The 24,750-nt window shown below is 34.4% G+C and carries 27 protein-coding genes and 1 other annotated feature; of the genes, 3 read left to right on the top strand and 24 right to left on the bottom strand.

What is annotated here, in order from left to right; genetic code table 11:
- Window positions 1–159: 159 nt before the first annotated feature.
- The 9 genes from ACQKNX_RS02950 to ACQKNX_RS02910 all read right to left on the bottom strand — a co-directional run bounded on the left by ACQKNX_RS02950 (window position 160) and on the right by ACQKNX_RS02910 (window position 6,494).
- Window positions 160–546 carry an iron-sulfur cluster assembly scaffold protein gene (locus tag ACQKNX_RS02950; protein ID WP_427427491.1) on the bottom strand — a complete coding sequence of 129 codons (387 nt, stop codon included), beginning with the start codon at window positions 544–546 and terminating at the stop codon, window positions 160–162.
- The gene (locus ACQKNX_RS02945; protein WP_427427490.1) at window positions 533–1,345 is read right to left on the bottom strand and encodes a class I SAM-dependent methyltransferase; all 813 of its coding nucleotides are present in this window, start codon (window positions 1,343–1,345) and stop codon (window positions 533–535) included. Before ACQKNX_RS02945 ends, ACQKNX_RS02950 begins: the two co-directional genes overlap by 14 nt.
- A gap of 5 nt (window positions 1,346–1,350) precedes the next feature.
- Window positions 1,351–2,511 (bottom strand): MFS transporter, encoded by a 1,161-nt coding sequence (locus ACQKNX_RS02940; protein ID WP_427428256.1) that lies wholly within the window; start codon window positions 2,509–2,511, stop codon window positions 1,351–1,353.
- A 55-nt stretch (window positions 2,512–2,566) separates the two neighbouring features.
- Window positions 2,567–3,859, bottom strand: coding sequence for a hypothetical protein (locus ACQKNX_RS02935; protein ID WP_427427489.1), 1,293 nt, complete (start codon window positions 3,857–3,859; stop codon window positions 2,567–2,569).
- A gap of 85 nt (window positions 3,860–3,944) precedes the next feature.
- On the bottom strand, window positions 3,945–4,133 hold the full coding sequence (locus ACQKNX_RS02930) for a hypothetical protein (RefSeq protein WP_427427488.1): 189 nt from the start codon (window positions 4,131–4,133) through the stop codon (window positions 3,945–3,947).
- A gap of 522 nt (window positions 4,134–4,655) precedes the next feature.
- Window positions 4,656–4,898, bottom strand: a complete 243-nt coding sequence (locus ACQKNX_RS02925) for an IS3 family transposase (RefSeq protein WP_427427487.1) — start codon at window positions 4,896–4,898, stop codon at window positions 4,656–4,658.
- A 127-nt stretch (window positions 4,899–5,025) separates the two neighbouring features.
- Window positions 5,026–5,295, bottom strand: coding sequence for a transposase (locus ACQKNX_RS02920; RefSeq protein WP_427427486.1), 270 nt, complete (start codon window positions 5,293–5,295; stop codon window positions 5,026–5,028).
- Window positions 5,296–5,421: 126 nt separating this feature from the next.
- A complete protein-coding gene (locus tag ACQKNX_RS02915) occupies window positions 5,422–5,949 on the bottom strand; it encodes a general stress protein (protein ID WP_427427485.1) in 528 nt (175 codons plus the stop codon).
- A gap of 104 nt (window positions 5,950–6,053) precedes the next feature.
- The gene (locus ACQKNX_RS02910; RefSeq protein ID WP_340824923.1) at window positions 6,054–6,494 is read right to left on the bottom strand and encodes a Dps family protein; all 441 of its coding nucleotides are present in this window, start codon (window positions 6,492–6,494) and stop codon (window positions 6,054–6,056) included.
- Window positions 6,495–6,758: 264 nt separating this feature from the next.
- Here ACQKNX_RS02910 and pepF point away from each other — a divergent pair, with 264 nt between their 5' ends.
- On the top strand, window positions 6,759–8,564 hold the full coding sequence (pepF, locus tag ACQKNX_RS02905; protein ID WP_427427484.1) for an oligoendopeptidase F: 1,806 nt from the start codon (window positions 6,759–6,761) through the stop codon (window positions 8,562–8,564).
- 255 nt (window positions 8,565–8,819) lie between these two features.
- On the top strand, window positions 8,820–9,803 hold the full coding sequence (locus ACQKNX_RS02900; protein WP_427427483.1) for an SEC-C domain-containing protein: 984 nt from the start codon (window positions 8,820–8,822) through the stop codon (window positions 9,801–9,803).
- Window positions 9,804–10,185: 382 nt separating this feature from the next.
- Here ACQKNX_RS02900 and ACQKNX_RS02895 read toward each other — a convergent pair whose 3' ends face one another.
- Window positions 10,186–10,377, bottom strand: a complete 192-nt coding sequence (locus ACQKNX_RS02895; protein WP_172771035.1) for a zinc-finger domain-containing protein — start codon at window positions 10,375–10,377, stop codon at window positions 10,186–10,188.
- A gap of 182 nt (window positions 10,378–10,559) precedes the next feature.
- Between ACQKNX_RS02895 and ACQKNX_RS02890 the strand changes: the two genes are divergently transcribed.
- Window positions 10,560–10,952 (top strand): ribonuclease HI family protein, encoded by a 393-nt coding sequence (locus tag ACQKNX_RS02890; RefSeq protein WP_427427482.1) that lies wholly within the window; start codon window positions 10,560–10,562, stop codon window positions 10,950–10,952.
- A gap of 115 nt (window positions 10,953–11,067) precedes the next feature.
- Here the strand turns inward: ACQKNX_RS02890 and tyrS are convergent, their stop codons facing one another.
- The 14 genes from tyrS to ACQKNX_RS02820 form a co-directional block, all read right to left on the bottom strand.
- Window positions 11,068–12,282 carry a tyrosine--tRNA ligase gene (tyrS, locus tag ACQKNX_RS02885; protein ID WP_427427481.1) on the bottom strand — a complete coding sequence of 405 codons (1,215 nt, stop codon included), beginning with the start codon at window positions 12,280–12,282 and terminating at the stop codon, window positions 11,068–11,070.
- Between the two features lie 81 nt (window positions 12,283–12,363).
- Window positions 12,364–12,612, bottom strand: a binding site (T-box leader).
- 182 nt (window positions 12,613–12,794) lie between these two features.
- On the bottom strand, window positions 12,795–13,313 hold the full coding sequence (locus tag ACQKNX_RS02880; protein WP_427427480.1) for a hypothetical protein: 519 nt from the start codon (window positions 13,311–13,313) through the stop codon (window positions 12,795–12,797).
- Between the two features lie 73 nt (window positions 13,314–13,386).
- The gene (locus tag ACQKNX_RS02875) at window positions 13,387–13,902 is read right to left on the bottom strand and encodes a hypothetical protein (RefSeq protein WP_427427479.1); all 516 of its coding nucleotides are present in this window, start codon (window positions 13,900–13,902) and stop codon (window positions 13,387–13,389) included.
- A gap of 270 nt (window positions 13,903–14,172) precedes the next feature.
- The gene (locus ACQKNX_RS02870; protein WP_427427478.1) at window positions 14,173–14,514 is read right to left on the bottom strand and encodes a hypothetical protein; all 342 of its coding nucleotides are present in this window, start codon (window positions 14,512–14,514) and stop codon (window positions 14,173–14,175) included.
- 110 nt (window positions 14,515–14,624) lie between these two features.
- The gene (locus tag ACQKNX_RS02865) at window positions 14,625–15,152 is read right to left on the bottom strand and encodes a hypothetical protein (protein WP_427427477.1); all 528 of its coding nucleotides are present in this window, start codon (window positions 15,150–15,152) and stop codon (window positions 14,625–14,627) included.
- A gap of 90 nt (window positions 15,153–15,242) precedes the next feature.
- A complete protein-coding gene (locus tag ACQKNX_RS02860; RefSeq protein WP_427427476.1) occupies window positions 15,243–15,773 on the bottom strand; it encodes a hypothetical protein in 531 nt (176 codons plus the stop codon).
- 21 nt (window positions 15,774–15,794) lie between these two features.
- A complete protein-coding gene (locus tag ACQKNX_RS02855) occupies window positions 15,795–16,748 on the bottom strand; it encodes an SAR2788 family putative toxin (RefSeq protein WP_427427475.1) in 954 nt (317 codons plus the stop codon).
- Window positions 16,749–16,766: 18 nt separating this feature from the next.
- Window positions 16,767–17,516: a S8 family peptidase gene (locus ACQKNX_RS02850; RefSeq protein WP_427427474.1), complete on the bottom strand. Its 750-nt coding sequence runs from the start codon at window positions 17,514–17,516 to the stop codon at window positions 16,767–16,769.
- Window positions 17,517–18,261: 745 nt separating this feature from the next.
- Entirely contained in the window at window positions 18,262–19,008 is a 747-nt protein-coding gene (locus ACQKNX_RS02845) for an amino acid ABC transporter ATP-binding protein (RefSeq protein ID WP_427427473.1), read from the bottom strand.
- A gap of 11 nt (window positions 19,009–19,019) precedes the next feature.
- Window positions 19,020–19,676 (bottom strand): amino acid ABC transporter permease, encoded by a 657-nt coding sequence (locus ACQKNX_RS02840; RefSeq protein WP_427427472.1) that lies wholly within the window; start codon window positions 19,674–19,676, stop codon window positions 19,020–19,022.
- 93 nt (window positions 19,677–19,769) lie between these two features.
- Window positions 19,770–20,576, bottom strand: coding sequence for a transporter substrate-binding domain-containing protein (locus ACQKNX_RS02835; protein ID WP_427427471.1), 807 nt, complete (start codon window positions 20,574–20,576; stop codon window positions 19,770–19,772).
- Window positions 20,577–20,813: 237 nt separating this feature from the next.
- The gene (locus tag ACQKNX_RS02830) at window positions 20,814–22,037 is read right to left on the bottom strand and encodes a M20 metallopeptidase family protein (RefSeq protein ID WP_427427470.1); all 1,224 of its coding nucleotides are present in this window, start codon (window positions 22,035–22,037) and stop codon (window positions 20,814–20,816) included.
- Between the two features lie 65 nt (window positions 22,038–22,102).
- A complete protein-coding gene (locus ACQKNX_RS02825) occupies window positions 22,103–23,515 on the bottom strand; it encodes a YfcC family protein (RefSeq protein WP_427427469.1) in 1,413 nt (470 codons plus the stop codon).
- Between the two features lie 29 nt (window positions 23,516–23,544).
- Window positions 23,545–24,657 carry a M20 metallopeptidase family protein gene (locus ACQKNX_RS02820; protein ID WP_427427468.1) on the bottom strand — a complete coding sequence of 371 codons (1,113 nt, stop codon included), beginning with the start codon at window positions 24,655–24,657 and terminating at the stop codon, window positions 23,545–23,547.
- Window positions 24,658–24,750 lie beyond the last annotated feature (93 nt).

Raw genomic sequence — 24,750 nt, 5'->3', positions numbered from 1 at the left:
AGAATACCAGCATTTCGAGGCTTTAAATCGAGTAAGTTTTATTTTGCATAACTACTAATGGAAAAACTTCAATTACTATCATTTAATAGTTTCGCAATGGGACTTTGTTAATTTGATATCCTGTGTTATGTGATGGCTATAGTTTCCTCTACTAAATTTTCATTTAATTGTAGTATATGTCAATTCTTTAACTATACTCGTAACGGTATTTAATGCCAAAGTTGAACATTTAGGTCGACTATTAATAATTTTAGAACCAATAATCTCTTCTAAATACCCTTTACCATACTCGCTAATTTCTATTAAACATTTTCCATTGATTCCTTCCAATAAGATTGAAGCACAAGCACGTGATAATGTACATCCTAAAGCTTCAAACGTAAAAACTAATTTTTGATTCACATATTTATAATAAATTAAAACTACATCGTTACAACCTGGATTACTAGATTCAATTATAGCTGCATTTTCTAACTTACCATAATTTCTTGGTTTCCTAGCATGATCAAAAATCAGGTTTTGAATAACTCTATCATTTAAAATCAAACACTCCACCTACTTTTTGAGCAACTAATTGTAATCTTCTATAATCATTATTAAAACGAACATTGCTTATAGTAAAATCTCCAAACAATTTTTGTACCACAAAATTACTATTTTCTAGTATTGCGATCATTTCAGAAATTGAATACATTCTTATGCTATGAGTTTTCTCTCTTTGTCCTTGTTTATCAATAACTTTCATAGCAGTATTTCTTCTACTATTGATATAATCAAATTGATGCGATATGACGTAAGTTTTGTCGTCTATTGTTACCCAATCTCTATATCTAAAATTTTTCAACATATTATCTCTATTTGGTATATCGATAATAAGAATACCATTTTCATTTAATAGCGAGTAAATTTTTGAGATTAATTTTTGATTTTCTAAATCTGAAAAATAGCCAAAAGAAGTTTGCATTAAGAGACAACAATCATATTTATTATTTGTCGTAAAATCTCTTGCATCACTAACTATATATTCAACATGACTTTCACTTGAACTTTTTGCAATTTTTATGGTATTTGTATCTATATCCAAACCGGTAACAATATAACCTTCTTCACTTAATCTATTTGCGTGCCTTCCTATTCCACAAAATAAATCTAATATAGTAGATGCGTTTGATTCTTCCAATATTGATTTTATGAAAGACAACTCATTTTCTGTAATTTCTATTGATGAACAAGAATAATACACGAGATTCCAATAATCATCATTAAAATAATCTTCATACCAATTTTCTTTTATCATATCTGTATTTAATTTAGGAAATGAACATACGATCGGTTGATTTGTCATTTTACTCAACCTTTCCTTTCAAGATAATTTATAGAAATCGCAATTGCTAGTATAGCGCTAAAACATAATAATAATTTAGGACTAAAATATATAATTAATATGGATGTCAGACTCGTAACGGTTATATTGCTAAGTCTCGCTATTGCATCTCCAGCTGTAATTGCCCTACCTATATACCTTGAATCAGTTAATGATTGACCAATTAAAGAAATACCAGTTCTGCATACAATTAATCCAATACCTATTAAAAAGCTCCCTAAAATTATTGAGTTTATATTTTCGAAAGTCCATAAAATGAAACCGGTTGCAAAAATTACACCAGAATAAATAAATAACTTTTCTAAATTATTCGATATTTTTTTTTTATTCTTCTTGATTACAAAACCTCCAACTAATGCACCAGCTCCTTGAATCGTATTAACTAAACCGAGCAAAATAGGAAACGTTAATGTGACATTGAAAATTGTTTGGTTTACCATACTAGCTAAATATAAATAATTAACTATTACATAAATAGCTAAAGCACTAGTTAAAAAGATTCTACTTAAATTCAATTTTAATAGTGATTTATTTCTAAATAAATAAACCCACCCGGAACTTATTTTCTTCCAAAATGTTTCTAGACTAGAATCGCTAACTGGAGTATCTTTAGCTATCTTCATTATAAAAAGAGCAGAAATAATAAAAGCTGTTAAGTTTATGACAAAGGAGGTCCTTGGTGAAAAAAACACAATTAATATTCCTGCTATTGTTGGACCAATTAAACTGATTGAAGATAAATAGCTTTGAATAGTTGAAACTATTTCTAATCTATCATCCTTTTCAAATTGAGATTGAATATACCCTTCTCTTGAAGGATGGAAAACAGAATTGCAACAAGCAATAAGAAATACAATTATATATACAACCCAAAAATTCTCATCTGAAATAAAAAACAGTGGAATAATTAAAAAGGCACGAAGAATATCACAAATTAACATTAAATGTTTCCTAGGAAACTTATCTATAAACCAACTAGCCACTAATCCCATCATAAAAGTTGCTAAGGCACTAATTGAAACCAACCAGGCAGCTTGTATAGGTGAATCAGTAATTTGAAGAGCCAAAGATGCTAATGCAATTGTTAAAAACACTTCTCCGATTGATGCCGTAACTTGTGAATATATTATGTTTCTATTTCGGCATATTTTCCCTTCTATAAAACTTCACCACCATGTTTTTTTACGATTTAATTAAATTAAGTTTTTCTAAAATTTTGCATAAATCACATAATCCAATATCTTTATACTCTCTATCAATAATTGTATACTCCGGTTGATATGAAGTAGAATACGTTCCGGTGCAATTTTCACATTGCTTATATTCATTTGGTACCAAATGTTTTAATGTAGTTTTTTGAGAATTCAACAATTGAAGTCCTGCACCTGGTAGAATAGTCTCGATTGTGTCAGCGATTAAATAATATATATCTCTTGATAACGAGCCACGTTCAAATTCTGAAGGACTTTCTTGACGATTATGACTTGGCATTATTGCTTCCAAATACAACGTTAACTCTTTTTTTGAGATAGGCCATAGAGGATAAATAACATCAAAGTCTCCAAATTTCCGATTAAATGGACCATTGAACGGGAACCCGACAAAAATACACTTAATTATCGTAGACATTAAATCTTCCTTCATTAGTCCAAAAGAAAGTTTTTTAAAACCCTGTTCTCTAGCTCCTTTCTCAACAGCCGATCTCATAATTATATGTGTACCTGCAATTGAATAAGATTTATTGAAATCATTCTTTAGAAGTTCGAGTACATCGTTAGGATCCTCCTTTAATCTAAATTGCTCAATTACTTGATTATTTGTAATAATATTATGTTTAAAATCGAACTTTTCCGCAATTTCTTGAGCGAATCTTGTCTCTTTTTGTTTCGAAAATGTAGTTACATGGAATGAACTTATTGTATGCGCTGGTAGATAATTTCGATTCCGACTTAAAAAATAACCTAAAGATAAACTATCTCTACCTCCAGACATTGCAAGTGCAATTCTGTCATTATCTTCAATAATGTGATTCATTATTATTCCATCAACGAAAACTTTATCAAGATATGAAACAAACTCGCTTTTATTAAATGATGTTTGTGTGGACGTATAATCACCATCGTAATCATTGTGTAGGAATAGTCTTTTTGTGTAGTAAGCATGTTCAGTAACTTTAATTTTTCCTGAAACTAATTTTGTATCCCATAATCTTAGTAAAGATAATAAATCGGGAAGATGATAAGCTCTTACCATTTCCACAACATATTCACTATTTTCTTCTATTCTTTCTTGCCAATCGTCAATTATACTTCCATCCTTTTTTACAATTACAGCATCAATTGGAATGTGATTTTTATTTAAAAATGATGAAATCGGTTCATTTATTACGCCATCGATTTTAAATTTTCTATCTAATCTATCTTTAATTTCGATTGGCATTCGTCTAATCAAAGATGTTGTTCCAACATTATTCACAACTTAAAACCTCCTCAATTGTAAAAGTAGCCTAAGTTTGAAAAAACTTAAACTACTTTTATAACATTGTGAGTTTTTGGCAATACTATAAATGCATTACATGGTTTTCAGAAGAATTACAATTCGTTTCTTCATGCACCATTCTTTGTTCAAACATTTCCATCATTTCAACCAAAGTTAAAGCTTTCGTATTTGGTGAAACATATAGAACAGGAGAAATTACAGATTCTGAATTGGAAAACTGATGGATTTTTAATACAGCTGTTGTACCCATACATATCACCCCCTTTCATAAACAATACTCGAATGTTCAATCATTAGGCGAAAGTAAAATTAAAATCATGCTCTACATATTAAAATTTAGAAATAAATAAAACTTAATATATTTTAAAAATTCAGAAATTTTAGTTTATTAGAAGTACTTACTTCAATTACAAGTTTAGATTTTCCTATAAATCAAATCGAATTACAACTAATTCCTTAGCTTCTTTAGCTAAAATGTATTGGATTGATTGAATGAGACGCAATTTAAAGATGTAAAAATTATGTAATTTCTTAGATTTATTGATAGTACCTAAAATAATTTATAGGTATTATAATAGTTTTCCTTTTACAAGTCAACAAAAAACAGAAAATTCTTATCTTAACAAAAAAATAATGCATATATTTATACACTAATAAATACCTCACTTTTTCAAGAAGTAAAAAAAGCTTAAAACGCTAAAATACCAGCATTTTGAGCTTTACATAGTGCAAATTTTTTATCATCATTATTCATCTTTTAGATTCTAGATTCTCAGTAGGGCTTTTTAGGATAGCGAGGATAGCCCTCATTTTTTTCTCCCCTTCGATTCAGACTTGCTAACTTCATCAATCGATAAACCCGTTTATAATTAAATTGTTTATTAAATTTCTGGTTTAGAAGCTGCTGCATTTTGTGATAGCCATAGTTCTTTTCAGCTTTTTCATTTAAGTTTTGTAGTTCTTTTACTATCTCGTATTTTTCTGTTGTCTTTTCGTTGTTGTACGTCTTGTCCATTCGTAGTACGCTAAGCACGCAATCCCGGTAAATTCACAGAGGATAGAAATAGAGAACTTATCTTGAAGATGCAATGCCTGAATCGCCATATTTAACTATGACATTAACCTCCTACTTCCGAATTTCTCTAGATTTTCTGTTCATTTTCACGTTCAAGCTGTTGCATTTCTATCTTCAATTGTTCTTCCATTGTTCGTTCATGCTCAACTTTATTTCGTCCACATTTATCTTGCAGCGATGTTTCATCACTAGCATCATATTTTTTAACCCATTGGTATACTTGTTGGTATGATACTTGATAGGTATCTGCTGTTAGCTGATAATTGTTGTCGTTTTTTAAACAAAATAGAACGATTTGAATTTGTTCATTTAAGTCCGTTTTTCTTCCCTTTTGCATAAGATGGGCTATCCTAGCAGCATATCCGTTATTTTTCTACTATATAATTAGGAATGAAACGAACGGGAACACAAAATATTATTATAAATATAAAAATCCCCCTTCGATTGTTAAAGGGGGATTCACTTACTCTGTTTTCTCACTTTTCAATTGTTCTGATTCTTCCATACTTTCTTCAGCAATTAAGCGATTTTCGCGCTGCTGAGGTGTCTCGACGTTATCAATCGTATCAATAAATGGTTCTGGCGCAGTCATGCGAGGCTCAAGTGGATCATGGCGATATCGATTTTCCTCTTGGTCGATAGCTATTTCTAACGGACCATCCGTATCTGCCTTCTCTGCAAATATAACAATAGAACCATGCTCAACAAGCTGTGCATAATAGGCCGTTTGCCCTTCAGTTAAATGAAAACGCTTGATACCTTCCTTTACCGCAGAGTCACCTGTAAACCATGACTTAAATTGATCTACCCAATTCCCTGCCTCATGTGTTTTCACATCAGTTTCCCATTTAATGTCTTCAAATGGCGTAGAGTCTTTGGCAATAATTTGAATATCATTTGTATGATAACCTTGACTATGCATATTTGTTAATATTGCTAGCATTTCCTCTTTCGAGTGTGCCACTTCAATATGTGGATTTTGTTCATTCATGCTGTTTATGTCCTCCTAATTTTTATGGCCCACTCAAGACACGTGCGTATCAGAGGAATTGCCTTTACCTTTTTTCATAATTACTTAGTGTATGCGTTTCGTTTTTATTCGTTAAGATATGCTTTTAACATCCAAGCATGTTTTTCAAGAGACTGATACATGGCATTTAGTAAATCTTCCGTACGATCGTCACCCTCTTCAGCAGCCAGCTCCATTGCAGAATTTAAAGCCTTCATAAGCGTTTGGAAATCTGAGATTGTTGTTGCGACCATTTCTTCTGTTGTTTCTTTACCTGTTGCTTCTTCAATATAAGAGAGCTCAAGATGTTCTTTTAAAGTGGCAACCGGTTTTCCTTCTTTTGAAAGAATACGTTCTGCAATTTCATCTAAATTTAATGTTGTTTCATTATATAACTCTTCAAATTTTGCATGGAGTGTAAAGAAGGAACTGCCCGTTACATACCAATGATAGTTATGCAATTTTGTATACAGTACAGACCATGTTGCTACCAGCTTGTTCAATTGTTTGTTTAAATTTTGTGTCATAATATCTCCTCCAATAATTCATATACTAGCCTTTAGTATGCGTTACATTGTGTATTGGCTATACCTCATATTTTCCCTACTGACACATTTTCAAACATCTAAATTACATAGTTAACAATTATTATTTATAGTTGAAGTCTTCTTTGAACGTATCAATCGCAAAAAATTAGCTATTAATATTGCAAACTTCTTTCCGTAATTATTTCACTTTTCGAAATAGTTTCGTTATAATGGTATCACTTACGTTAAAAGGGGTGTTCTTACATGGAAGTATTACCATTACGAAAAGATGTCGCAATAGAGGAAACATGGAATTTACAAGATTTACTTGAAAATGATGCTGATTTTGAACCTGCTTTAGCTCAGTTTGTTAAGGATGCAGTAAAATTCGAAAGCACATACAAAGGTACAATTACGGATGCTCAAAAAGTAATTGATGTACTTACAGCTTATGAAGCATTACAAGTAGGCATTGTCCCAATCGGAACGTATGCAAGCTTAAATATCCAGGCTGATCGTACGGATGAGGTCGCACAAATGCGTGCAGCGAAGTTTGGGACAGCAGTTGGTAAAATTAGCAGCTCCATTGCATTTGTACAAAGCGAATTGCTTGCATTGGATGAAGCCATTTTAGAGGAAGCTGCAGCATCAAGTACGCTTTATAATCGCTATATTACAGAGCTATTAAAGCAAAAGCCTCATCAATTACATCCAGAAGTAGAAAAAACGCTCGCTGCATTAAGCTCTACGTTTGAAGCACCATATGAAGTCTATAACACGACAAAGCTTGTGGATATGCATTTTGGCGAGTTTGAGGCAAATGGTAAGAAGCATCCGCTAAGCTATGTTTTATTCGAAAATGATTGGGAACTTGAAACCGATACAACTATACGTCATGCAGCTTTCAACGCATTTTCTAATAAACTCCGTGACTATCAGCATACAACGGCAAAAGTGTATAACACACATATCCAGCAAGAAAAAATTATTTCTGATTTACGCGGCTTCGACTCTGTCATTGACTACTTATTGTTTGACCAAGAGGTAGATCGTTCACTTTATAATCGTCAAATTGATCTAATTACGAAGGAACTTGCCCCACATATGCGTCGTTATGCTAAGCTTGTGCAAAAAGCGCACGGCTTAGAAGAAATGACATTTGCTGATTTAAAAATAGCGCTCGATCCAAGCTATGATCCAAAATTAACAATGGCAGAAGCAAAAGATTATGTTGAAAAATCATTGGCTGTTATGGGTAAAGATTATGGACAAATGATTGAAAGAGCGTTCAACGAGCGTTGGATTGATTACGCACCAAATAAGGGTAAATCTACAGGTGCATTTTGCTCAAGCCCGTACGGCAGTCATCCTTATATTTTAATGTCATGGAATGAACGGATGAACGAAGTATTTACGCTTACTCATGAGCTTGGTCACGCAGGCCATTTTGTTAATGCGCATGGACATCAATCTTATTTAAATAGTCGCCCTTCACTATACTTTATTGAGGCACCATCTACAATGAATGAAATGTTGCTAGCAAACTATTTACTGACACATAATGACGATAAACGCTTCAAACGTTGGGTCATTTCAAACATCGTATCGAAAACGTATTATCATAACTTCGTTACACATTTACTAGAAGCAGCTTACCAGCGTAAAGTATATGAATTAGTGGACGCAGGTGAATCTGTTAATGCAACTGTGTTAAACCAATTAAAACGTACGGTTCTAGAAGATTTCTGGGGAGACACTGTCAATATCTCAGAAGGCGCAGAGCTTACGTGGATGCGTCAGCCTCATTACTATATGGGCTTATATCCGTACACATATAGTGCTGGCTTAACAATTTCTACACAAGTATCGCAGCGTATTTTAAAAGAAGGCAGTACTGCAGTAAATGAATGGCTAACTGTCCTTCAAGCGGGTGGCACAAAATCACCTGTAGAGCTTGCCCAAATGGCAGGCGTGGATGTGACGACAGATCAACCGCTTCGTGATACGATTGCTTACATTGGTCATTTAATCGATGAACTTGAAAGACTAACAGAAGAGATTGAAGCTTAATAGATTCTATCCCTTTTCTTCACTTTTTAACGTTACCATCTACGCTCTCTTCTAGGGCGTAGATGGTTTTCATTTTTTTAGTTCTAAGCGAGAAAACTCATACATATACTAGAATCAGGGCCCGCCCCATTAACTTTTTTGATATTTCAAAATAGATAATCATTTTTCTTCGTACAAAAGTACCGTTATTATTAAGAGTACGCAATTTATTTAGCAAAAATCGACTAACAATTTTCAAAGGAAGTGTTTCTAATTATGGTAAAACGTAATGATCCATGCCCATGCGGTAGCGGCAAAAAATACAAAAAATGTTGTGAAGGTAAACAGCAAGTTACAGTGGAAGCTGTAGCAATCGAAGAACTAGAGCGTGTACTACAAACATTTTATCTAGAATATCCAGAACGCAAAGATGTTCGAGCTTATATCGAGCATGTTGGTACATGGCAGCCTAAATTAGAGAGCGTACTTCAACGTGAGCTTATTGAAGCAATTGCGTTAGACGATTTCTTCTTCCATCAAGAGCCATCTATTTGGAAAGGTTACTTAAAGAAAACGAAGAAAAAAACGGTTAGACCTTCTACTTTAAAAGTGCTAGAAGGCTGGTCACAACCAACATTATTCATCGGTACAGTGACTGTTGTAGAGGAGAAATATTTCAAAGCTAGTCATGTCCTATCTAATGAAGATATTTATATTCGTCGCGAAAATGATAAGCCAATTCCTGAAGGAATGCATGTCTTTGCGTTCATCTTACCAGATGGCACGAAGCAAGAAGCGCATTATTTAGCGGTGTCTACTCTTATATTCTTCCCACAAGACCATGAAAAGGTATTTGTGAAGTTAAAAGAAAACTTCGAGTCTTCTAACAAAAAAGCTCAGACATTCTTAAAAGAAGATCATCTTTCATTCTGGGAGCTACTTGTATCAAATGGCTACAAGGGTGAAGAATTTACAAGCTTCGAAAACGGTGTTATTGCGCAAGTGAAGGAATTCCTTGAGCAAAATGAGCGTGAAACAGCACCAATGCTGGAATTATTAGAGGATTACTTAATCGAAGGACAACCATCTGCACGTAAAGAAGCAGCAATCGCAGCGGGTGCCATTCGCTACGGTCAAGAAAAAGAACTATTTGAATCGCTATCTTTAACAGTTAAAGAAATTGCAGCGACTTTCGATATTTCGCCTTCCTCTTTAACAAAATACTACCAAGATTTAAGTCAATACGCTTCAACTAAATAAAAAAAGAAAAAGTGTTAGATTGATTGCAGTCAATCTAACACTTTTTGCTATGGTGGTACTTTCACAGGTTTAGTGGCGATTTCTTAGATTTTTGTGGCGTTTCGCTGGCTTTTAATGGCGATTCTCACGAATTTACTGGCGATTCACGTACTTTTATTGGCGATTTCTCTATGTTTACCAGCGATTTACACTAAAAATAGAAAAAAGCTACATTTGTTATCTGCATAGCAGAACAACAAGGTAGCTTTTTCTATGGTAACCAACCAATTTTATTATTTCCGAACATATAGTTATTTATGCAAGCAAGACAGGAAATATGATTATTTTCATGCATAAATATTTCTTCTTAGGTATTTTTTTGAGAGTTTTCACAACAATTATCTTATTTGCTATAAACTTTCATTAGCTCTTCACCAAGAAATTGCAGTCGCTCCCCTACTGTACATTCCTCAATACAAAAACGATGGGCTTCTGGTTTCCCTCGTTCTTTGCGTAGTTGCTTAATGACTAAGCAATCAGCACAGTACATATCATGTAGTTCATCAATATCTTTCATGACCGTCACTTTATCCATTAAGAACGTTCGCCCCTTTCACGTCCAAATTTCATGTCTTTCTATTATGAAGCGAACGTTGTGTTCAAGCAACTATTTTGTTCATCCTTATTTAACAAAAATTGTTTGATAATTTGAAGGTTGTCAAACAACACGATTGCGGTAAAATAAAATGGAAGTCTAATCGCAAAGTAGGGATTTTCATGTTAGAGGTCTATATAGATGCTGCAAGTGCAGGTAATCCTGGTCCTAGCGGCATTGGGATTTTTATTAAAGGAGAAGGCCATCACGTACAAATTAGTGAGTATATCGGTCAGACAAATAATCATATTGCCGAATTCACCGCGTTAGTACGCGGTCTAGAGGAAGCACAAAAGCTTGGTACAAGTATTGTCTCCGTCCGCTCCGATTCAAAGGTTGTCGTGGCATCTATAGAAAAAGAATATGTCAAAAACGAAGAGTTTAAACCTTTTCTTGAGCAAGCATTAAAACTGGCAAGCAACTTTGATTTATTTTTCATCAAATGGATCCCAGATGGGCAAAATAAAGCGGCCGATGCACTAGCGCGTAAGGCTATTCAAAAAGAAAAAAATTAAAACAATAGTAAGGACTGCTTAAGCAGTCCCCTGTTAGCTCTTTCATTCATGAATTAACTCATTGTATGTTTCTAAATGTCCGCGATAAGAACTTTTAAATCTACTGATTTATAAATTATTTAATTAAACGAATAAATCGCTTTTTCCCAATTTGTAATACTTCGCCATTTATTAATACACGATTTAAATCATCAGTATTAATTTTTTCTTTATTGATTTGAACACCGTTTTGTTTAATTAAGCGCATAAATTCACTTTTACTTTTTACAAATTCTCTTTCTATGAGTTGAGGAATGATATCTACAATTGTTTCTGCATCAATCTCTATTAATAATTCTGGGATATTTTCTGGAATATCCTTGTTGGTAAAGGCTGTTGTGAAGTACTCAAGTGCTTGTTTTGTCTCTTCTTTGCCCCAGTATAATGTCGTAATAATATTTGCGAGCTGTAGTTTAATATCACGTGGGTTTAAGCCATTTGCTAAATCACTCTTTACTTGTTCGACAACGTCTGGATGCTCATCCGTGGCTAATTCATAGTATTTCACGATTAAATCATCTTGCACTTCCATCACTTTTTTTAACATGACTTTAGCCGACTCATCAATACCGATATAATTGCCTAAGCTTTTACTCATTTTTTCGACTCCATCTAGTCCTTCAAGTAACGGCATAAATAGAGCGACTTGTTTTTCTTGTCCGAAATGCTTTTGTAAGGTACGCCCCATTAGAATATTGAAGGTTTGGTCAGTTCCGCCAAGCTCGATATCCGCATTTAGATGAACCGAGTCATATGCCTGCATGAGCGGATAGAAGAATTCATGGATGCCAATCGGTGTTTGATTGTTGTAGCGTTTTTGGAAATCGTCACGCTCTAAAATACGGGCAACGGATGTCGTTGCTGCTAATTTAATGACTTCTTCAAATGTCATTTTAGACAGCCATTCACTATTAAAGTTAACAATCGTTTTTTCTGCATCTAAAATCTTGAAAATTTGATCACAGTACGTTTGTGCATTCAATCGTACTTGCTCATCGCTCAACGCTTTCCGTCCTTTCGCTTTACCTGTTGGATCTCCGATACGACCTGTGAAATCACCGATTAAGATAATTATTTGGTGACCAAGATTTTGTAATTGCTTCATTTTACGCAGGACAACCGCATGCCCTAAATGAATATCAGGTGCTGATGGATCTAATCCGAGCTTAATGTTCAGTGGCTTCTGTTGATTAAATGATTTTTCAAGCTTCGCTAAAAGCTCATCTTTATTTACAACCACATGTACACCTTTTAAAATAATTTTTAGCTGTTCTTCTGGTTTTTGAAACATTTTAACATCTCCTTATAATATTATTGCTAATATTGAAAGTTCTATAAGAATAGGCAAAATAAAAACGCCCTTTCCCAATCGGAAAAGGACGTTGAACACGTGTTACCACCTTTAAAATGTAAACAACTCGCATTGCTTACCTCAATAAGTACAAACTCACTATACTTTAGCACATGATTACGGATGCTAAACCGTTGTAGCCTACTCAGACAATGCTTTTCGGTACACAGCTCCAAGATGTATTCACAATCGTCCAACATGTACCTCTCAGCAACCGGTACCTTTCTGTATGTCTACGTGATTGTTACTAGTTCTTATCATAGCCTTTATTCTTATACTCCGAAATGTGCGACACAAATCTTAGTTATGCAGATATTAATTGTCATTATACTCAATTAATTTAATTTGTCAATATGACTATTTTATAGGATTATAAAGCTCATAGCATTCATGTACTTAAGAAAAAATTTTGGGCATGTTTATTAAGTTAAGTAGGAAATTTTTATAAAATGTTATGTGCCAAGTAATTCTTCATACGTTTCTAATAGCCCACGATAAGAACTCTCTTCAGAAAACTGAAGTTTTTCATTTTTACAAAACTCCACAAATCTAAAAAATTCCTTTTTTAGCTCTTTTTTAAATGGTTCAATCGGCACAAGAAAGCACTGGTAACGATCAAGTTGAATTTCATAATACTGACCAATTTCTTGAATTGTCGTATAGATATAAGGATAATTATCCAAAAAAATTATATGATGATTCCTTCCATCATATCTACTTTCTAAAAGATAACTAAAAGTACTCCACGTATCTAACAAACATTCAGTTAATGGCTCTTCTCCAAAAATAACTACATTATTATAAATTATGCTGACAAAGCCATATAAGTAATCACCCTCGTTTTCTTCTAAAATGTTCTGTGCCTTTTCCACTGCTAAAGGATTAGTAATAGGAACAGCATCAGTTATTACTTCTGGAAAATTGCTATAATATTGTCGACCAATGAATGTATTTATTTTTAGCGCATTCATAAAAGCACCCCCATCCCCATGATGAGTCTTCTGTTATGAGTAATGCTACTAAAAAATCTATTGTAGGGACAGCTCAAAAAAGTAATTCATCATATGTTTCTAATAGTGCTCGATATAAACTCTCTTCGGCGAACTGTAATTTTTCATTCTTACAAAACTCCACAAATTTTAAAAATTCTTTCTTCACTTCTTTTTTGAATGGCTCTATAGGCAACAGATAGCGCTGTGAACTATCAAGTTGAATTTCATAAAACTGACCAATTTCTTGTATTGTAGTATCGGTAAAAGGATAATTATCTAAAAAAACAATCCTATGGCGTCTTCCATCATAATGACTATCAAAAATATAGATTAAATCACACCACGTATCTAATAAACTTTCCGTTATTTGCTCAAAAATCACCACATCATTATAAATCAAACTGACAAAGCCACATAGGTAATCACCTTCGTTTTCTTCTAAAATGTTTTGTGCCTTTTCCACAGCTAATGGATTGGTAATAGGAAAACTTTCGATTTTATATTCGGGAGCAGTTAAATCTTCTTCACCTATAAATGTTTCGATTTTTAGTTTATTTATACTAAACACCACACTTCTTTGAAAATGAATCTCATGTTAAAAGCCTAAATTAGGGGAACTGCTCATTGGAAATAAGCAGTCCCATATCCACTAGTTTCATTTACCTTTATCATAAAGTAATTCGTTATATGTTTTTAAATGACTTTTATATAAACTTTCCTCCGAGAATAAAAAATTGCCATTTTTACAAAAGTCCATAAATTCAATAAAACCTTTTTTTACCTCATTTTCAAATGGTTCTATAGGCAATTGGAAGCTATGTGAACTATCAAGGTGAATTTAATAATATTGACCAATTATTTCAATTTCAGCATCATAAGTTGCATTGTCCAAAAAGATGATATTATGAATACTACCATCATATCTGTGGTCCAAAATGTAAACTAAATCACTCCACGTATCCAATAAATTTTCCGTTAATTGCTCTTCTCCAAAAATAACTACATCATTATATATTAAGCTTACAAACCCACATAAGTAATTCCCTTCATTTTCTTCCAATATCCTTTGAGCCTTTTCAAAAGCTAAAGGATTTGTAATAGAAACTGCCTCCGTTATTACTTCTGGAAAAGAGCTATAATATTGTCGACCAATAAATGTATTAATTTTAAGCTTATTCATAAGAATCCCTGCTTCCTTTAGGAGTCTTCTGTTTTATGAGTAATGCTACTAAAAAATCTATTTTAGTGACCACTCCTAAGAAATAAGCAGCCCCTAATATTTTTTTACTTTCAAATTTTTTCACCTTCATCATGAAGTAATTCATCATACGTTTCTAAAATTCCCCTATATAAACTTTCTTCTGCAAACTGTAGTTTTTCATTTTTACAAAACTCCGCAAATTTTAGAAATTCTTTCTTCACTTCATTTTGAAATGGTTCTATAGGGACGAGAAAACACTGGTGGTTTAGTTTAATTTCATAAAACCGGTCAATTTCTTTAACTATTGCATTCCCTCTATAATTATCCAAAAAAGTTATATCAATACTTTTCCCGTCATATCTGTAATTTAAAATATAGATTAAATCACACCACGTATCTAATAAATCTTCCGTTAATTGCTCTTCTCCAAAAATTACTACATCATTATAAATCAAGCTTACAAAGCCACATAAGTAATCACCTTCGTTTTCTTCTAAAATGTTCTGTGCCTTTTCTACCGCTAATGGATTGGTAATAGGAATAGCTTCAGTTATTACTTCTGGAAAATTGCTATAATATTGTCGACCAATAAATGTTTCAATCTTAAGATTTTTCATACTACACCTCACATTTATGGTATTCTAAGAAAAATACAATGTGGTAACCGCTTGATAAATTCAAGCAGTCTCCTGTATATATTTTGCCATCTAAGTTTTTTCCTCTTCATTTTGAATTAATTCTTCGTAAGTTTCTAAAAGTCCACGATAAGAACTCTCCTCAGAAAACTGTAATTTCTCATTTTTACAGAATTCCACAAATTTAAAAAATTCCTTTTTCACTTCATTTTTGTAAAGTTCGATAGGAACTAGAAAGCGTTGGTGACAATCTAGTTGTATTTCATAAAATTGATCAACTTCTTGAATTGTAGTATAAAAATAGGGATAATTATCCAAAAAATTTATCTCCTCTTTGCTCCCATCATATCTACTTTCTAAAATATTACTTAAACTACTCCACGTATCTAATAAACTTTCCGTTATTTGTTCTTCTCCAAAAATCACCACATTATTATAAATCAAGCTTACAAAGCCACATAAGTAATCACCTTCGTTTTCTTCTAATATCTTCTGTGCCAATTCCACGGCTAATGGATTTGTAATAGGAAAACTTTCGATTTTATAAATAGGAACATTTATATCTTCTCTCCCAATAAATGTTGCGATCTTTAGAGTATCCATACTAAACACCATACTTTCTATTTATTTTCCGACAGGGTATGCAGAACTGACGTGTCCATACTTATTAATTGCAACTTTATATTCAATTCCATTCACTTTAGCAAACACATTTATATCTTTTCCATCAATTAATCTTCTAGATATAGCAAATTTATTCTTATCTATTACTGTTGTAACAATATTTTTAATATCATTAACCGATAAATCTGGATCAAAAAACGATTTCCCTTCATTTCCAGTCCAATAATTTGGATGATGATTTTCTAAAATGTGTCTCATTTTAGCTTTCGTAAAATAAACCTTTTTACCACCACCTACATCCAACGTGATATCTGTAAAGTTGGCTACAGCTTTTTTCGCTGCATCTTTTGACTTGCTGTAAAATGAGCGTTTGCCAATTTGCAGGATTTTCTTAGTCCCGATTTTTGTTACTGTATAATGAATAATCGCACTACCGATTCTGTATACAATGGCATGTATTATCGATGCCTCTAACCTTGCAGGATTGGCTTCATACGTTTCATGCGTTTCTAAATCCGTAAATATCGTACTGTAATGGCCATCTTCCAGTTGTTGCATCGTCACACGATAATGGTTTTGCTCTACAGTGCCGTTTTCTTCGATAACACTATCGATTACTATTTCTTCGCTTTCACTATCAAACTTGATGTCTAAATCCGCCTTCAAATCCTCGGACTCAAAAGTTGTTTGAACAAGTAATTCGTTATTATGTATTTCAATATTCCGAATATTTATCGTACTATCATCTGAATATATAAGATTTTTATTTAATTCATCGTACAATTCTTGTTGGTATTCTTCTGGATTAACGTCATATATATCATCTATTGAAACCATCACAAGAGGCTCTTCTGACACGAAATCATATTCCTGTGCAGCAATTAAATTGGGCCCAATATTTGCAAATAGCAACCCTGCAATAATAATAGATATGAAGTGTTTTTTCCATTTCATCGTTTCATTTCCCCTTTATTATTGTATAAATATTGTACCTTTGCCATATTCAGCTTCATTCCAAAAATCTTTTGTCACAGTATATTGTTGTATAAATGAGTTAAAATCTTTTGTCTCAACTTCTTTATATGTCTCTTTCAACTGAATGAATAGATGTGTTGCATAAGCAGCTGCAAAAGAGGTTCCTGTAAAGACAGATGCTTGACCATTATGATTAATACTTTGTACATCTTCCCCCTTAAAAACAAAATCAATTTTTCCAATAGCTGAAAAAGATGATCGTTTATTTTTTTCATTCATTGAACCGATGGACAGTACACCATCCAATTTTGCTGGGTAGTCGGTTGCTAAACCATATGTATTGCCAGCGGCGGCGACAATGGTAATCCCTTGCTCTATTGCTTTTTCAATAATAGATTCTAGTTCAGCATTTGGCGTTTGAAAGCCAAAACTAATATTCATAAAATCTACCTTTTTATCCATACACCATTTAATAGCTTCTATTAAATGCTCAATTGAACCATTGCCCTTTTCATCTAACAATTTAATATCATATATTTTTAACTCTCTACCAATTGGAGCATCACCTTCCCCTACAATAATTCCCGCGACTGGCGTACCATGATTAAAATCATCAACAATCTTTTCCCCAGGATGAATTAGATTGAATTCTTCAAATGCGATTCCTTGAAAAAAATTCAAATCTTTATTAATACCACTATCCAGTACAGCTACTTTTATATATTGGTTGTCACTTTTTATTACCAATTGTCCGAAGGCAAAATAACAAAAAAAGAAAATAATCAGTGATAAAAAGACTCCCAATTTTTTATTGATAGCGTTCACCTCCTTGCTATGTAGTTGTTAAAATTAATTCCAACATGGATGGGCTCTCTTATTGTAAAGAGAGGTATTCTGTAGGTTGTTTCGAAGTTAAGGGATGGTCATGTTGGAAAATTAAAATAGATTTATGTATATAAATCCTTTTAGTTCTCTACAAGACAATTAAAGTTTTTCAAGAGAAGATTTTTTTAAAATTATTCTAAATTCTCACTATAAAAAGTGTCAATAAATTTTATGTAGATTTTCTTGCAAATTTTACGTAATGGCGATTGCTATTAGTTTAGTGGCGTTTCTTAAGGTTTTCGTGGCGATTCCCGAGGTTTTCGTGGCGTTACCTTAAGTTTTATTGGAGATTCTAGAAGGGTCATCCTAGCGTTAATGTGTATCCGCGGAAATCAACGCCAGTATTTATCGCTATAAAAAAAGACATCGTGAAGTAACTCGATGCCTTCTATTTTTGTATTCTTTTGAAGCTTAACGTTTATCAGAGTTGTTTGGAGCGAAGGGTGGCGACTCCTGCGGGAACGCACAGAACGTAAGACGCAACAATCCACGCGTAGCGAGGGTTGCGGCTTACGGAGTGCCCGCGGAAAGCGTCCACCTGTAGCGGAAATCAACGCCAGTATTGATATCTATAAGAAAAGCCATCTCAAATGAGACAGCTTTTACATTATTTCAAATTCCTTTGTAAAAATGCTTTCGTCCGTTCATGCTGTGGATTAGTAAAGAATTCTTCTGGATGATTTGCCTCGATAATGTCGCCACCATCCATAAAGACAACTTTGTTTGCGACTTCACGTGCAAAGCCCATTTCGTGCGTCACAACAATCATTGTCATATGTTCTTCTGCTAAATCCTTCATAACCTTTAATACTTCACCTGTCAGTTCTGGATCAAGTGCAGAAGTCGGCTCATCAAATAATAAAATCTGTGGATTCATCATAAGCGCTCGCGCAATGGCTACACGCTGTTTTTGCCCACCAGATAAATTCGCTGGGTAGACATGTGCTTTGTCAGCAAGCCCGATTTTTTGCAGTAAATCTTGACAGCGACGTGCAATGGCATCTGATGACTCCGTTTTTAGTAAGCCTGGTGCTACTTCAAGGTTTTGCTGTACTGTTAAATGGGGAAATAGGTTAAAGTGCTGAAATACCATGCCCATTTTCGCTGTCATTTTTTTAATATCTTGTTGCTTGGCATATGTTCCGTCTTGTACTAAATAATCGCCATCGACACAAATGCTTCCCCCATTAATTTCTTCTAAATGAATTAAGCTTCGTAGCATGGTACTTTTACCAGACCCAGACGGACCAATAACAGCCACGACATCGTTCTTTTCTATATTAAAGGTGATTGTCTTTAACACCTCTAACTCACCAAAGGATTTCTTCAAATTCGATACTTCAAGCAGTGCCATTTATGTCACCTCTATTCAAATTTAAAACGTTTTTCTAGCCACTTAAAGAATATCGTTAAGACAAGCGTCATCACTAAATAAATAGCGCCAGCAATAAAGAAAGGCACAATCGTAAAGTCACGGTTTACTGCTGTTTGTGCAAAATGCAGCAATTCTGGTACAGCTACAGCGTAAAGAAGTGCCGTATCTTTAATTAATGTAACGGATTCATTCGATAATGCAGGTAACGCTACACGAAACATTTGTGGCAAAATAATACGTGTCGTTGTTTGCCATTTTGACAAACCTAGTACTTGTGCCGCTTCGTATTGACCTTTATCTATTGCCAATAAACCACCTCGGAATATTTCTGCAAAGTACGCAGCGTAATTTAAAATAAAACCAAGACAGGCGGCAACAAAGCGATCAAGAACCATATATTCACCAATCACTGGCACCATCGGTAATCCGAAGCAAATTAATAACAATTGTAGTAACAGCGGTGTACCGCGCATGACATAAATATACGTTTGAGCAAACCAAGACAATGGTTTAATACGACTTTTCACAGCTAATGTAAGCAAGAACCCAAATGGAATCGATACAAGGATGGCTACAATGAACAGCAGCACCGTCATTTTTGCGCCTTCTAGCATCGGCAAAATCATTGTTTGCCAGTAGTCCGCCATAACTATTTTCCCTCCAAAAAGTATAAGAGTTTCACGAGGAAACTCTTACTGACTGATAACATTCAATTATCTTGTACGAATAAAGGAATTCCTTTATTTCAACACCTTATCTTCACCAAACCACTTTGTAGAAATTTCTGCAGCTGTGCCATCTTCATTCATTTTATCTAAAGCGGCTTGTAGCTTTTCTAATAATGCTTCGTTTCCTGGTTTGACGCCAATTCCATATTGCTCAGGTGCTAATGATTCATCTAATAGTTTGAATGTTTCAGGCTCTTGCGTCATGTAGTATTCCGCTACCACTGCATCAATAATGACAGCATCCAAACGGCCTGTTTTTAAATCTGTTAAAGCTAACACATTATCTGCAAACTCTGTGACGTTTTTCACTTCTTTGTGAATTGGGTTTGCATTTAGTGCCTCTGCAGCAGAAGACTGTGCTTGAAGTCCGATTTCTTGTCCTGCTAAATCGCTAAGACTGTTAATAGTAGATTTTTTTAATGTCATTACTGCTTGCGCATTTTCTAAATAAGGCTTTGTAAATAACACCTTTTCTTTACGCTCGTCTGTAATTGTATAACCATTCCAAATTAAATCGATGCGACCACTAATCAACTCAGCCTCTTTCGTTTTCCAATCGATTGGTTGGAATTCAGCTTCCACTCCCATATGTTCAGCAGCAGCACGTGCTAAGTCAATATCAAAGCCTACGATTTCATTTTTATCATCACGGAATCCTAATGGTGCAAACTTATCATCAATTCCGATTATTACTTTTTCTGTTGACTTATCTGAATCCTTCGAGCCATCAGCTGAACTCGATTTTTCTCCAGAAGTGCCGCAAGCTGCTAAAGCTAGTACCGCTGTAAGCATGCAAAGTATTGTGAAAATGCGCTTCATTATCTAATATCCCCTAACATTTTATATTAATTAATAGAAATAATAGTTTCGCTTTCTCTTACTAAACTACTAACGTGTTAAAGAATATCAAAATGGCGCATTGTTGTCAATATCTTAATTGAATTATTAGAATACTTTACTAGAATTATTCAAGCTCTATTTGAGCATTAACGGCAACTGCTCATTAAAAACAGCCCAACCAGAAAGCTCCGGCTGAACTGTTTTCAAAGTAGATTCTTATTTATGCTGTTGTTTTAACCATTCAATTGCTACATTTGCATGTAAGGCAGCACCATATTTAAAAATGGCCTCATTTTGACGCATACGAGGGTTGTGCACAGGTGCCTCGCCTTCTTTTCCTGTTCCTAGCACCACAAATGCAGAAGGTACTTCTTGCGAGATGTAAGAAAAGTCTTCTGATCCACCAAGATATCCGTTATCCACCACATTTTCGGCTCCTACTACATTTTCTAAAAATGGCGTAATAGCATCAATAAATTCCGGATTGTTATATGTTGTTGGCGTATGGAATTCGATTGTATGATATTCTCCACGCCATGCTTTTACAGTATGGTCTATCATCTCTGGGATGCGTTTACATAAATGGTCACGTGTTTGTTGATCATAGCTTCTCATATTTCCTTGTAAAACTGCTTTGTCTGGAATAATATTTGTCGCTGTACCGCCAGCCATAGCACCTACTGAAAATGTCACACTATGATTTGGATCAGCTTCCCGTGTCATTAATAGGTTCAAACTTGTATACAGTTGATTCATAATCATATTCGAATCAATTGTTTTATGGGGCTGTGAGCTATGTCCACCATTTCCTTGAATATTGACGATATACGTATCCATCGCTTGTGTTAACGTCCCTTTATGGACAGATAATGTGCCAGCTTGTTGATCTGGCATAATGTGAATTCCAAATGCAGCATCCACTTTTGGATTTTGCAGCAAACCATCATCAATCATTAGTTTTGAGCCATAACCCCACTCTTCTCCAGGTTGGAACAATAATTTAACGGTCCCCTGTAACTCCGCTTCATGGTCCTTTAAAATTTGTGCTGCACCTAAAAGCATAGCCACATGTGAGTCATGACCACAAGCATGCATTACACCCGGATTTTTGGATGTAAACTCACAATCTACTTCTTCTTGAATTGGTAATGCATCCATATCTGCGCGAAGAAGAATACAAGGAGCCCCCTGTCCAATTGTCGCAACTACACCCGTACATTGATCTTGCGAACCAAATCCTGCTTTTGCATATTTTTCTTTAATTTCATGTGGTACTACTCCACATTGCTTATGTGCTATACCCATTTCATCAAGTCGTTGTTGGATATACTTTTGTGTGTTCGGTAGTTCAAAGCCAATTTCTGGATATTGATGTAAATAGCGACGATCTTTTATAATTTGTTCTTCATATTTCTTAGAATGGTCTAAAATATTCATCATGTTGCTATCTCCTTTATAGTTTAATAGTTTGAGTAAAACTTCAAAGTTTTGAATGAACTAATCTATTAAAATGGTCCTAACCCCATATAATGAGCGATTAATATTAAGATAAATGCCGCAAAATGTAGTATAAGGAATAGTTTCATCGAAAATTTAACCCAAGCAGAATAGCTGACATTCGACATGCCCAGCGCTGCCATGAGCCCTCCAGAAGTCGGCCATAAATAATTCGTAAAGCCGTCACCGAATTGATACACGACAACCATTACTTGTTGATTAATCCCTAATATTTTCCCTAAAGGTCCCATAATTGGCATTAAAATAATTGCCTTACCGCTTCCCGAAACAACGAAGAAGTTAAAGAAAATAACAACGATAAATAGTACTAATAAAGTAATAATCGTTCCCGTATTGTTTAATATATTAGATAATGAATGCACCGCTGTATCAATTATTTGTGCTTGCGTCATTAAAATCATGACCGAACGAGCAAACCCGATTGCAAGCCCTGTAGGTAAAAGTCTCGCTGCGCCAACACCGAACGTTTCAGCGGCCTCACTAGGTTTAAGTTTTAAAATGATAACTAATAAGACAGCGTAAATAGCATAGACAGCAGAAAGTTCAGGCATCCCCCACCCTAGTTTAATAGCACCGAATGCACTTCCAACTAAAACGACAACTAAACCTAATAATGCCAACTTTCTTGACATTGTAAATTCTTCTTCTTCATACTCAGCTGTTTTTGTATTCTCAATTTCTTCTAAATATTCAGCTGCAACAATACTTTTACTTGGATCTGCTTTTGTTTTATTCGCATAGCGCAGAATGTAAATCATTGAAATAATAATAAAGACGATTAAAGCAACGATACGAAATACTAGTCCAGAATAGATAGGTAAGCCAACAATCGTTTGACTTACACCTGTCGTATAGAAATTAACAACTCCAGCTGTAAAACCAATGGCTAAACCAACTGTCGGGATAGCAAAAGCTGTGATGCGGTCATATCCCAATCCCATGACGACTGCCATCGCAAGCGGAATGAATGGAATACCCCCTTCCCCGAACCCAATTGTTCCTAATACGGAGAACAGTACGAGCAATGAGATGATAATTAGTTTTTCTTTTCCTGCTGCGACGCTTAATAATTTATGGATACCTGCTGCAATCGCACCAGACTTTTCAAGAATAAATAGCGCTCCACTTGCAAATAGCAACATCACAATGATATCTGCTGATTGTACAACCCCGTTATGTAAAGCTGTGAAAAAATCCATGAATCCTATCGGCTTTGCTTGCTCCACATATGAAAAATTGTCAGTGTTTAGTTCGGTAATACCCGTATCTGGATTTACTATCCGTTCATACTCCCCACTCGGAACAATCCACGATAGTAACACAACTAGTAGCATTACTAGCATAAACATTATGTAAACATGTGGGAAATTAATGCCTTTTTGTTTTTCCTTTGCTGACATAAAAAATCCTCCAAATCCCTCTTACTCGTTTATTTAATTAATGCTTTAAATAGATTCACGCCTGATTCAATCAATTCGTCACGGAAATCATATTCATGTGTATGAACATGCGGGTAATCTTCTCCATTACCAATGAAGCAGTAAGCTCCCTTTGTTAGCTTTGTAAAATGGCCAAAATCTTCGGATCCACGAAAAGCTTCATCTAGTTCAAGTAATGTCATTCCTTCCGATTTCGCAACGGCACGTATTTTGTCTGCACTTTCTTTATGATTGAACGTTTCAGGGAATTCATCATTATAATCAAAACTTACATGCAAACCGTATTGTTGTGCTTGATCTTTTGCAAAATTTTCAAGATTTTCTTGTAGTCTATCCAGCTCATCTTCGTAAAGGGCACGTATTGTTAAACGAAGATCACCTGTCGATGCAGCAATTCCAAAAGCGTGTTCACCTACATCGATTTGTACAACTGTACAAAGAACAAGTCCTTTATTTAATTTAGGGGAAATAAATTTAGGAATTGCATTCACAATATTTGCAATGGCAAACGCTGGATTGATGCCCTTTTCTGGCTGACTAGCATGTGTAGGTGAACCTTTCATATGAATGGTCATTCCTTTTGATGCACATAAAGCAGTACCATCAATAATTCCTACCGTTTTGTAAGGAAGTCCACTCATGTTATGGTAAGCGAAAATTTCATCAATATTGTGTTCCTTAATGAAATCAACACATTGAATTGCCCCATCCCCTGTTTCTTCCGCTGGCTGGAAGAGGAAAAAGATGTTTTTATCGGCACCCATCTGATCAACTTCAAGTGCAAATGCCGCTAATGTCGCTGCATGTCCATCATGACCGCATTTATGTGCTTTTCCTGGGAATTGAGAAGCCCATGGAAGATCAATCACTTCATCCATCGGCAATGCATCATAATCAGCACGGAAAGCAATATTTTGCTTAGCTGATTCTGCATGATAAATGGCATAAAACCAATTTCCTTTATCAACAATTACTAACTTTGTATACGTTTTCAAAAACTCAATTAAATGCTGTTTTGTCCATACTTCTTCATTAGAAAGTTCGGGGTGTTGATGTAATTCGTGACGCAATTGTTTAGCTAAATCAAAATTTTTACTGTTCACTGTATATCCTCCTAAAAAGCTGATTTTTTTAATTTTCACCCTAATCTCTTGTTCTATTAAAATTTTAAGGGTAAACTGAATCATTCATTTCTG

The organism is Lysinibacillus sp. NPDC093712 (assembly GCF_050280025.1).
In the GTDB taxonomy this organism is placed as follows: Bacteria; Bacillota; Bacilli; order Bacillales_A; family Planococcaceae; genus Lysinibacillus.
Note: the sequence above shows the minus strand (reverse complement) of the source record. Positions and strands in the feature narration are given on the sequence as shown.

Excerpts from the sequence above, each read along its gene's own strand:
- ACQKNX_RS02945 (WP_427427490.1), bottom strand. The coding sequence starts at position 1,345 with ATGACAAATCAACCGATCGTATGTTCATTTCCTAAATTAAATACAGAT.
- ACQKNX_RS02930 (WP_427427488.1), bottom strand. The coding sequence starts at position 4,133 with ATGGGTACAACAGCTGTATTAAAAATCCATCAGTTTTCCAATTCAGAA.
- ACQKNX_RS02925 (WP_427427487.1), bottom strand. The coding sequence starts at position 4,898 with ATGGACAAGACGTACAACAACGAAAAGACAACAGAAAAATACGAGATA.
- ACQKNX_RS02920 (WP_427427486.1), bottom strand. The coding sequence starts at position 5,295 with ATGCAAAAGGGAAGAAAAACGGACTTAAATGAACAAATTCAAATCGTT.
- ACQKNX_RS02915 (WP_427427485.1), bottom strand. The coding sequence starts at position 5,949 with ATGAATGAACAAAATCCACATATTGAAGTGGCACACTCGAAAGAGGAA.
- ACQKNX_RS02910 (WP_340824923.1), bottom strand. The coding sequence starts at position 6,494 with ATGACACAAAATTTAAACAAACAATTGAACAAGCTGGTAGCAACATGG.
- pepF (WP_427427484.1), top strand. The coding sequence starts at position 6,759 with ATGGAAGTATTACCATTACGAAAAGATGTCGCAATAGAGGAAACATGG.
- ACQKNX_RS02900 (WP_427427483.1), top strand. The coding sequence starts at position 8,820 with ATGGTAAAACGTAATGATCCATGCCCATGCGGTAGCGGCAAAAAATAC.
- ACQKNX_RS02895 (WP_172771035.1), bottom strand. The coding sequence starts at position 10,377 with ATGGATAAAGTGACGGTCATGAAAGATATTGATGAACTACATGATATG.
- ACQKNX_RS02890 (WP_427427482.1), top strand. The coding sequence starts at position 10,560 with ATGTTAGAGGTCTATATAGATGCTGCAAGTGCAGGTAATCCTGGTCCT.
- tyrS (WP_427427481.1), bottom strand. The coding sequence starts at position 12,282 with ATGTTTCAAAAACCAGAAGAACAGCTAAAAATTATTTTAAAAGGTGTA.
- ACQKNX_RS02880 (WP_427427480.1), bottom strand. The coding sequence starts at position 13,313 with ATGAATGCGCTAAAAATAAATACATTCATTGGTCGACAATATTATAGC.
- ACQKNX_RS02870 (WP_427427478.1), bottom strand. The coding sequence starts at position 14,514 with ATGAATAAGCTTAAAATTAATACATTTATTGGTCGACAATATTATAGC.
- ACQKNX_RS02865 (WP_427427477.1), bottom strand. The coding sequence starts at position 15,152 with ATGAAAAATCTTAAGATTGAAACATTTATTGGTCGACAATATTATAGC.
- ACQKNX_RS02860 (WP_427427476.1), bottom strand. The coding sequence starts at position 15,773 with ATGGATACTCTAAAGATCGCAACATTTATTGGGAGAGAAGATATAAAT.
- ACQKNX_RS02855 (WP_427427475.1), bottom strand. The coding sequence starts at position 16,748 with ATGAAATGGAAAAAACACTTCATATCTATTATTATTGCAGGGTTGCTA.
- ACQKNX_RS02845 (WP_427427473.1), bottom strand. The coding sequence starts at position 19,008 with ATGGCACTGCTTGAAGTATCGAATTTGAAGAAATCCTTTGGTGAGTTA.
- ACQKNX_RS02840 (WP_427427472.1), bottom strand. The coding sequence starts at position 19,676 with ATGGCGGACTACTGGCAAACAATGATTTTGCCGATGCTAGAAGGCGCA.
- ACQKNX_RS02835 (WP_427427471.1), bottom strand. The coding sequence starts at position 20,576 with ATGAAGCGCATTTTCACAATACTTTGCATGCTTACAGCGGTACTAGCT.
- ACQKNX_RS02830 (WP_427427470.1), bottom strand. The coding sequence starts at position 22,037 with ATGATGAATATTTTAGACCATTCTAAGAAATATGAAGAACAAATTATA.
- ACQKNX_RS02825 (WP_427427469.1), bottom strand. The coding sequence starts at position 23,515 with ATGTCAGCAAAGGAAAAACAAAAAGGCATTAATTTCCCACATGTTTAC.